Below are 9,546 nucleotides of genomic sequence, written 5' to 3' on the forward strand. Positions count from 1 at the left end.
CAGGGTCTGTAGCACGGATGCCAGATCTTTACCGGCATTCAGCATCGCATCTGCATCACGCAGCTTGCGGACAATCTGCTCGGGGTTGGGACGTTTTCTTCGCTTGATCATCAAAAGTTCTCCTCGTCAAAGGGACGCTAAGAACCTTCATAACAATTGGATCGGTTTTTGAAAAGCAGACCAAGATCACGTACTCGGAAAACCTCACAACAAATGAACCAAGTTAAGGGTAGCATACCAACACGACAGCTGGGACAGAGATGGGGATGCCTGCTAGATACACACTCAGATAGCTCTCGATTTTATACAAAAATCTAAGAAGGGGGGCGCTCTATACTAACATGATCACTTAGAGGGTGAATTAAACGAACTTCTGATTGTCTGCTGCAGACTCTTACAAATATAATCTATCTCAATTGGCGTGAGTTTAGCGGAAGAGGGGAGATAGAGTCCCGTAGCTGAGAGATGCTCAGCATGCTGCATAGTAACATTCTCCTCGTTGTACTCGCGATATGCCGGTTGAAGATGCAGCGGGATAAATGCAGTACGTGTTTCAATTCCATTATTTGCCAGTTCAAGTCGAACATCATCGCGTGTCCGAGTGTCGGAATCGATGCGAATAAAATAAACCCAGAAAGCGTGCTCAGTCTCTTCATCTTCAACAGGTAATATGACGCCATCCAATTCATCCAGTGCTTCGCTATATCTTGCAGCAATTCGTTTTCTTGCTTCACGTAATCTGTCAAACTGCATCAACTGTGAAACCCCTACAGCAGCTTGAAGGTTTGTCATACGAAAATTATATCCCCGATATCGATGCCAAAAGTGTCTTTCCAGGGAAAAGGCGTGGTCACGTAATGTTCGGCATACAGAAGCCAGTGAGTCATTGTCTGTTGTGACAGCTCCTCCTTCTCCTGTTGTGATAATCTTATTTGCGTAGAAACTGAATGCACCACCGTATCCGAGCGAGCCAGTCGTTCTTCCTTTCAGTTTTGCACCATGCGACTCCGCTGCATCTTCAATCACAGCGACTCGATTCCTGTCAACGTGAGACTGAAGAGTCTCGACATCAAAAGGTCTTCCATAAGTATGAACGACAATGATTGCCTTAGTGCGGTCAGTAATTTTTTTCAATATACCATCTAAGTCAATGTTCTCAGAATCAGGTGCGCAATCGACAAACACAGGTCGTGCGCCCAAATGTACCACAGCGCTGGCAACTGCAACCATCGTAAATGCAGGGATGATGACTTCATCTCCACCTGAGACACCACACGCTGCTAACAATAGTTGCAATGCTGTTGTTCCCGATGAAGTCGCAATGCAATGCTTGGTTCCAATGATTTGCGCAAACCTTGTTTCAAACTCGGTTACAAATCTTCCTCCTGAAGAGATCCAGTTTTCGTCTACACATTTCTGCAGATCGTAGGTGACTCTTGGATCAAGATCTGGCTCACAGACGGGAATGTACTCGCGAGTGCTGCTTCTATCTGCTACAGGAAGATGAGCTTCAGCCAGGGGGGGATCTGGCGATGGGATGGCTAATCGTTGTGCCGTAGAAAGTTCAGATAGACTGTAATCAAACATTTTCAGTAATGGACCTGAGTTTACTGTCATTGTAAACCAATGAACCTTTCTCTTGACTCTGGACTAGACATCGGTATAAGTGATATTAATTGTTAAAATATCCTAAGCATTTTTAAGTATCAATAGAGACGATGAAACTGCTTATAAAAGGAGTAGATCTTATTTCTAATTGAATCTTAACTTTGGCTTAAAACGAGATGACATTGGCTCTCTCCAAGGATCTAATCCATTAAATGTGTGTTGGATTTTTTTCGTTAAAGAGCCACTATTGACTAGAGGTATTTTCAAAACCCAAAATTACGTGAACAGTTTGGTATAGTATTTGTAGGAGTACCTCCCCCGAAAGGAGGTCTCATTATGACCATGACCCGTGTATCACGACCTGCCACAGGTCGCAACATTACCGGGTCCAGGACAGAACCAAAACCACAACTCTCGGACGAGCAATGGCTTCTGATCAAAGACCTGTTTCCAGAACCACCAGTCAACGCAGCCGGAGGGCGGCCCAGAGTGGCTTCCCGCGAGTACCTCGAAGGAATCCTTTGGGTATTAAGGACCGGTGCCCGATGGAAAGATTTATCAACATTTTTACCATCTCCCAGCACCTGTTGGCGTCGTTTCAAGGAATGGACCGAAGACGGTGTATTCCTCGAAGCGTGGCAGCGATTACTCGAACACCTCGATCGTCGGAAGCTGGTGGTCTGGTCAGAAGCGTTTGGGGATGGCACTTTCTGCCCTGCAAAAAAAGGGGCACCGATGTCGGCAAGACAAAACGGGGAAAGGGAACCAAGCTTATGCTGCTGGTCGACGGAAACGGGCTCCCACTCGCTCTGGATCGTACCAGTGCCTCGCCGGCAGAGGTAAAGCTGATGGAGTCCCTGCAGGACCAGCACGTATTACCACGCGCCCCCAATCGCCTGATTTATGATCGTGCGGCCGACTGCGACCCCCTGCGCGCACAGTTGGCGAAACGGCAGATAGAGCTGATCTGTCCGCATCGCAAGAACCGTGTAAAACCAGCGACGCAAGATGGGCGTGAATTGCGGCGATATCGACGCCGCTGGAAAGTCGAACGCACCATCAGTTGATTGTTCAACTTTCGTCGCCTGGTAGTACGGTATGAAAGATACAGTCATTTGTTTTTAGGATTCGCACAACTCGCGTGCGTGTTCACCTTACTTAATAAGTTATGAAACCACTTCTAATAAGCTTCACTAACGACCAGAAAAATGAAATTACACGTTTTTCGACAAAGAAAAATTAAATCTATAATTTTGATTTTCCTCGGATGGCTTATAGTCAATATGATTGTTTTGGCATTTTTCGATTATCAGGAAAGAATATTCATCCTTTCCAAAGGAGTTGACCCCGACCTTGCTAAAAAATTCAAAGTTATTTCTCGGCAAGTTTCAGTACCCGGCTATTCAAAACAGTTTCCAGTGAAGTCGCGACTTCTTTGCCCGAGGGAAAGGAGACATGGGGGAAAATACCCATTGATCGTCTTTCTGCATGGTGCTGGAGAGAGAGGCTTCGATAATGTGGCGCAATTAAAATCACTACCTCAGCGGTTGGCAGCAGAAGACGAACAGGAAAAATATACTTGTTTTTTGCTGGCCCCTCAATGTCCTCCAAAAATGGATTGGTCCTCAGAAACTGTTCTAATTGATTCGACATCAACCGCAGGCCAAAAAACAATTCTACTGGATCTGGTGTATCAGTTGATCTTAGATATTTCAGCGAAGCACTCGATCGACACAAACAGGATTTACATTACTGGTTATTCAATGGGGGGATATGGCACTTGGAGTATGCTTGCTCGATATTCAGATCTCTTTGCTGCCGCATCACCTCTGTGTGGAGGAGGGGATCCGAAGTCCGTCGAAAAGTTTGCTCACATTCCATTGTGGGTTGTCCATGGAGACGCTGATCAGGTTATTCCCGTGACTGAGTCTAGAAAAATGGTAGAGGCTCTGAGAATGAATGGTGGAAGACCTGAGTATCAGGAACTACACAACGTGAAGCATGATTGTTGGTCAATCACGTATAATCAGACAGATAAAATGCTGGAATGGCTATTTAAGCAAAAAAACGAATTGAGAAAAGGTATCTTCGAAAAGAAGATTTCTAATCTAGAATTGCTGGCTTATGCAGATTACAGATGCATAACGAGCGTTTTTTATCAGATCCCTTATTTGTTAAAAAGATTCTTGTATGCTGTGCAGTTTCCTTGTGAAATTAGAATAAATGCCTGTTAACGTAATTGATTTTTTAGCTTGTTACTAATCTTCTATACGAAGCGTAAATATTAAATGGCGACTGAATGGTTCTACAAACAGTCTGATGAAGAATTGGGGCCCTACCTCTTCCGTGAGATGGTTCAGATGGTTCGTGAGGAGCATCTGCTGCCTGAGACAATGGTACGTCCCAGCTATATGGATGAATGGCAGCGTGCTGATTCTGTCGTCGGCCTGTTTTATATGTCGCGTAAAGATCCGGTAACGCTGCCAACCATTCCGTCTGTAAAAGAAGATGATAATGCAGAATATGCTGACGCAGATGATTTGGATTCGTTTCTAGCAGAACCTGAAGCGCCTGACCAGAATGACTCTGCTGTTCCGGAACAGGAGTTCGAACGTCCGGGCTGGCTGAGACGTCTGCTAGCATTGAGAAGCAGTAAGATTCCTCCGATTCTCCTCGATTCCCGGCGCGAAATTAATGTCAGTCACTATCCACCTGCGAGTAGTAAAACAGAGGCCTTCACCGACCTTGATTTGCCGGTGGATGTCGTCAATGACTCAGAGGATGTAGATGAAGCCGTTGATACTGGCGCTTTCTCTGAAGAGACCTGGTCAACAACGGTCAACGCAGCTGTCGAACGCATCGATGCACGTGCTCCCAAACAAGAACAGGCTCATCCTTCCCGCCAGTTACTTCCCGCGATCTGCTTCTCCTTTATAGAGCATCCCGCATTTCGAACTATTTTGATTGTCTGCGCCATCATCCTCTGCGGAAGTCTAGGAATCTATGGATTTGTGGACTGGATGGGGCAAGGACAACTATATTTTCCGCTCGTCGGGTCGACATCACCAGTTTTGTTTCTCGTTTATGCGGGTTGTTCATTTCTGGTGGTTCTCGTATTAGTTCCTATAATCGCCTACTTTACAGCGCCTTACTTGCGGCTCGGATACAGGCTGGGAGCGGCGTTGGTTACAGCGAATGTTACAGTGCTGTTTTTATCGAATTGGTCAGCGAAACAAAATATGATTTTCCCTTCACGCGAACCTGTTGAAGCAAAGCTGATCTTTCCGATCCTCGGTGAATGTTCCCGATTTACTTACTGGATGTGCTTTGTTGATTCTGTAATCTTTGTCGCCATTCTGACCTACATTGCCGCCTGGTGGCTGGAGGTACAAGCTGATGAGATATAAATTTCGATATACTGGGCAACGGAAAGCAGAATCCCCATTAGAAACAGGTCATCTGAGGGCTGGTTTTACGATTATCGAATTGCTGGTTGCGACCGCTGTCATTGGAATTTTAATTGCGCTGGCGCTTCCTGCAATACAGTCTGCTCGAAATTCAGCTCGCCAGTTACAATGCCTGAATAATATGCGAAATGTAGGCCTGGGGATTTTGCAGGAAACCGATAGTGCAAACCGCTTCCCAGCGTGTGGCTATTACGGTGATGGAACTCCTGCTACCTTTGGCCAGTATCGGAGTTGGGTTGTTGATGTACTTCCCTATCTGGATCAATCAAATATTTTCACAGCATGGGACTTTGATTTGTCCTGTAAAGACCCCGTCAATGTCCCGCTGGCCAATAGACATATTGCCGTGCTTACCTGTCCTGATGATTTCAGCGTGGTACCAGGTCAGGGAAATTTATCGTATGTATTAAATAGCGGGATTGGCTTCACTGCTGAAATCGCAGGCATACATGATTGCCCGGTAGGACCGCAGAGCGGTAAGCTGGACCTCAACGGCAATGGGATTACATGTAACTCCTCTACAAGTGGAGATGGGACCCCCTCAGACCGAGAGCTGTTTTTTCATATGGGGCTTTTTTATAACGAGACCTGGAAAGGGGAAACGCGGGCCGAACGTCATTATACCATCGCTGGTATTACTGACGGGACTTCAAATACGATGTTGATTTCGGAAAATATTCGCACTGGTTATGATCCTGCCAGCCCCGCATCAAACTGGGCGTCTCCAAGCCCGTTTTTGACAAGTTTCTACATCGGAAACCCCTGTCAGAATGGAAGCTGCTCAGCAGGGAACGTTGATTATAATCGTGCCAACTCAGGTACAAGCGCAATCAATGCAGGACTGAAGCAACCAGAGGGAGCGGCACCTTTTCCAAACTCTCTGCATGCCGGAGGAGTGAATGTCGGCTATTGCGATGGGCATTTTGAATTCCTCTCCGAAAATATAGATGGCAAAGTCTATGCATCTTTAGCAAGCCCTCAGGGACAATCTCTGTCTGGAACTTCTCTTGAACAATAGACCAGATGGTTACAATCCTACTCTGTTCCCCTCTTTTCTGGGCATCAGTTCTAACCACAAGAAATGACAATAGTTTGCAGGAAAATACTTGCATCTGAGCAGTCGTGATGGTCAAATGTCTTTAAGGTTTCTTATGTATAATACACTGTGTCCATATGAATATAGTAGCTGCTTTCAGAAATGAGATCAGTTTTTAAAGCTAGAAGTGACTGGTGATAACTCCTCAGGGGCGACTCAATCAAACCTTTCTCAGGGTAAGGAGTTTAAACCAGGGTATTTAGATTAATATCAAATTAAATGAAATTTGCTTCTTCCCCAGCCCCAGACTGCTTCCAGATCAACCAGTGCTCCACTGAGATTGATCAAGTTGCGTGGAAATGCTTCCTTCTTTTGATAGTGATGCTTGGTGCATGGGGGCGAGTTTACGGTCTGGGGGACCTTAGTTTATGGTTTGATGAATGTTTCTGCTGGAAGATGTCCACTTATCCTCTGTCTGAACAATGGAAACGGGCGGCTGGCGATAATCACCCTCCTTTATTTTATTTCTTTCTCAAGGCTTGGACGATGCTGGTGGGACACTCCCCCGCAGGTGTTCGTCTGCTAAGCGTGCTTTCCGGTATCGCAACTATATCAGGCACGTTTTTTCTAGTCCGCAAGATCGAAATAGACGTTCTGAAATGTTCTCCCAATGATGCTCGCGCCATTCAACCAGCCCTGTTTGCAACTTTGTTGGTTGCTCTAAGTCCGTTTCAGATTGAATGGTCACAGACAGTTCGTATGTATGCTTTGGGAGGCGCCTTCAGTGTCTGGTCGACATGGGCCTTACTCCAGGCGCTCAACTCTTCACGACCGCATGTGCGTGACTGGCTTCTCTATGGACTGCTGGCCGCTGGGTTGATTTATACGCACTATTTCGGTTTTTTCATTCTGGCCGCTCATGGAATCTACGGTGGCATACGTATTCTCAACACGTTACGGAGGGACTCTTGCGATCCTGCCGAGAAAAAACAGCTCCTGAAATATGCCCTTCTGGCATCTGTGGTCGTTGCCGTACTCTGGTTCCCCTGGCTGGATGAATTTCTTTTACAACGACAGAGAGGTCTTGAGCAAAAATGGGGACGTCCCCAAGGAATTGATCATTTTACCCGTTCCGTTTCGGAAATGTTCGGCTTGATGTGGAACCCCACAAGCGCCGAGTTGTTGCGATCACGAATTGTAACAATTTTATTTTCAGTGCTTGCCATAGTGACATTACTGCTTGGACGAAAATCGGAGCGATTGCTGGCACTGATTGTCTTTCTCTCATTCGGCCTTGCTCTGCTTTTAGGATCGGGGTCCAAAAGCCTGATAGCTTCCTGGTATTTTCTGTTTGCACATGTGTTTTTCCTTTGTGCCTTGACGATTCTGCTGTTTCGAATTCCCTCTCGTTGGCTGTCCCGCTGTGTACTGGGGGCGGTTCTAATTGGAGCTGGCTGGCAGTTCACTCAGCAGTTGATCTGGCGAGCGAGTCGCATCGAACTCCCCAGTTTTCAGGCAGCCGTCCATTACGTCGAAGCATTACGGGAGAGCGACGAACTCATATTCGTAAATGGACCGCGTGATTATGTCGCAGTCAGTCCTTATCTGCATGATTGTCAGCCCGTCTATGTAGTTGCCGACGAATGGGATTTTGTTTTTGGAACGGGTACTGCTGTAGTAGAGCGAGAGAAACACCTGACTCCCGGAGATGTATCTGTCCTGGACCAGTCGCGGGCCTGGGTTATTTTTGCCACAAATAAATCAATGAATCCTCCAGGCGTGATCATGCCTGAAGACTGGATTGACGTAACAGAAGAACGATTTAACGACTGGCGTTACGGACAAATTGTTGTCCGTCAATATGAACACCTGCCTGAATTCAGCCAGATGTCTGATAAAAAGACTGAACTTTGAATCAATACTCTTTCAGCGATAAATCGAGGTAAAATCGTGTGTAATAAATATTTCTATCCGGACCTCTCGCCTCTCCTACTGACATTCCAGAAGTGCGGCTTCCCGCAAACAGCCCGATTACTGATACTGATTATCACCCTGATGCTAAACGTCTGGCAGGGACATGCTGCAGATCCTCCCCCCCTTGAAGCGAAGAAACCAGTCGTCATCCCTTTAAAACCAGCACCCGCTGAACTTTTTAAGCAGTGGGACCGGAACGACGATGGAAAACTGAATCAGGAAGAGTATCTGTCTGGCCAACAACCAGAGAATCCGGCGCTGGCAAAACGAGATTTTAAGGTGAGTGATTTTGACAGTAACAACTCACTCTCGCTTGATGAATTCCAGACCATCTCTGGCATAGTGCCTGCTGCAGATCGAAAGCCGGTTCCCGATCCAGTAACGAATCTGGCAGCTGCGGCTAAAAAAAAATGGCAGTCGATTATGAAATCAGCAGATGTCGACTCCGATGGACTGTTGTCCGTTGAAGAATGGCCTTCAAAAGTGATGGAGCAAGAGGTGCCCCCTTTTGCTGCGATTCCACTACACGTCTGGGACCAGGATCAAAATGGTCTGGTGTCAGCAGCAGAGGCAGAGCACTTTCTGGATATTGCCTACGGAATCAAGCACCTCGATGGATCTCCGTTGCGATCGGATAACGGCTGGGTCTTGTATCGCTCGTATTTCAAACGAACCGACAAAAATGAAGATCTGCAGCTCTCAAAAAAAGAATATCTCCCGTCCATTCGCTGGACTGAAAAAAAAGTTCTGGCGCTGTTTCAGGAACTAGATTTGGATCAGAATGAGAATCTCTCTCTGAGTGAACTGAAGAATTCTCACACCTCTTATATTGATGAGTTCGCATACTTTTTGAGAAGCGATTTAGATCTGGATGGATTACTCAGCAAAAATGAATTGCTGAAAATCGGTGTTAATGGTGCGACAGAACAGCGACTGGCGCATACATTACCCGCCTTTGATGCAGATGGGGACGGAAAATATTCCCTCCAAGAATTTCGACTTTCACCAACAGGCTGCAGCTATGTAACCCTGCAAATTTATGGTCGTAGCGATAGGGATCATGATGCCCGGCTTTCCTGGCAGGAATTCTATACTGAGGCTTCTCCTCAATTAATCGGTTTGGCCTGGGAGCTATTTTCCCGTCTGGATAGAAACAAAAGCGGTTTTCTGGAAATTAACGAGTTTGATTTTCAAATTGACCCTGCGAAACTTTCCCCTGAAAAAGCATTTGCAGCCTGTGACAAAGATCAGGACCAGGAACTGAATCGGGAAGAATATCTGACATTGGTGGCAAATCAAAATCTCAAAACAGCAAATCGAAATTTTCAGGTCGTTGATTTTGATCAGAATAAAAAATTATCTTTCGCTGAGTTCCAGACCCTTCCAGGTCTGTTTTCACTAGAAACGCGTGGTGCGATTCCCGATCCGATCGCCGACCTGGCAAAACAGGCCCACCAGACT

At 46.2% G+C, this 9,546-nt stretch carries 6 protein-coding genes and 1 pseudogene; 6 read left to right on the forward strand and 1 reads right to left on the reverse strand.

Translation table 11 applies throughout. The features are described 5' to 3' along the window. Positions 1-345: 345 nt before the first annotated feature. Positions 346-1,617 carry a DegT/DnrJ/EryC1/StrS family aminotransferase gene (locus RID21_RS27735; protein ID WP_350194639.1) on the reverse strand — a complete coding sequence of 424 codons (1,272 nt, stop codon included), beginning with the start codon at positions 1,615-1,617 and terminating at the stop codon, positions 346-348. 333 nt (positions 1,618-1,950) lie between these two features. Between RID21_RS27735 and RID21_RS27740 the strand changes: the two are divergent. The 6 genes and pseudogenes from RID21_RS27740 to RID21_RS27765 all read left to right on the forward strand — a co-directional run. Continuing rightward, positions 1,951-2,780 (forward strand): annotated as a pseudogene (locus tag RID21_RS27740) (IS5 family transposase). 36 nt (positions 2,781-2,816) lie between these two features. Next, positions 2,817-3,842 (forward strand): carboxylesterase family protein, encoded by a 1,026-nt coding sequence (locus RID21_RS27745; RefSeq protein WP_350194641.1) that lies wholly within the window; start codon positions 2,817-2,819, stop codon positions 3,840-3,842. A gap of 54 nt (positions 3,843-3,896) precedes the next feature. Next, positions 3,897-5,015: a GYF domain-containing protein gene (locus tag RID21_RS27750; protein WP_350194643.1), complete on the forward strand. Its 1,119-nt coding sequence runs from the start codon at positions 3,897-3,899 to the stop codon at positions 5,013-5,015. After that, positions 5,005-6,093, forward strand: a complete 1,089-nt coding sequence (locus RID21_RS27755; protein WP_350194645.1) for a DUF1559 family PulG-like putative transporter — start codon at positions 5,005-5,007, stop codon at positions 6,091-6,093. The genes RID21_RS27750 and RID21_RS27755 overlap by 11 nt, the downstream gene beginning before the upstream one ends. A 297-nt stretch (positions 6,094-6,390) precedes the next feature. Next, a complete protein-coding gene (locus RID21_RS27760; RefSeq protein ID WP_350194647.1) occupies positions 6,391-8,025 on the forward strand; it encodes a glycosyltransferase family 39 protein in 1,635 nt (544 codons plus the stop codon). Between the two features lie 684 nt (positions 8,026-8,709). Further along, a partial coding sequence (locus RID21_RS27765) for a hypothetical protein (RefSeq protein ID WP_350194649.1) occupies positions 8,710-9,546 on the forward strand: 837 nt, incomplete at its 3' end.

It is taken from the genome of Gimesia sp. (genome assembly GCF_040219335.1).
GTDB lineage: Bacteria > Planctomycetota > Planctomycetia > Planctomycetales > Planctomycetaceae > Gimesia.

Excerpts from the sequence above, each read along its gene's own strand:
- RID21_RS27735 (WP_350194639.1), bottom strand. The coding sequence starts at position 1,617 with ATGACAGTAAACTCAGGTCCATTACTGAAAATGTTTGATTACAGTCTA.
- RID21_RS27760 (WP_350194647.1), top strand. The coding sequence starts at position 6,391 with ATGAAATTTGCTTCTTCCCCAGCCCCAGACTGCTTCCAGATCAACCAG.
- RID21_RS27755 (WP_350194645.1), top strand. The coding sequence starts at position 5,005 with ATGAGATATAAATTTCGATATACTGGGCAACGGAAAGCAGAATCCCCA.
- RID21_RS27745 (WP_350194641.1), top strand. The coding sequence starts at position 2,817 with ATGAAATTACACGTTTTTCGACAAAGAAAAATTAAATCTATAATTTTG.
- RID21_RS27750 (WP_350194643.1), top strand. The coding sequence starts at position 3,897 with ATGGCGACTGAATGGTTCTACAAACAGTCTGATGAAGAATTGGGGCCC.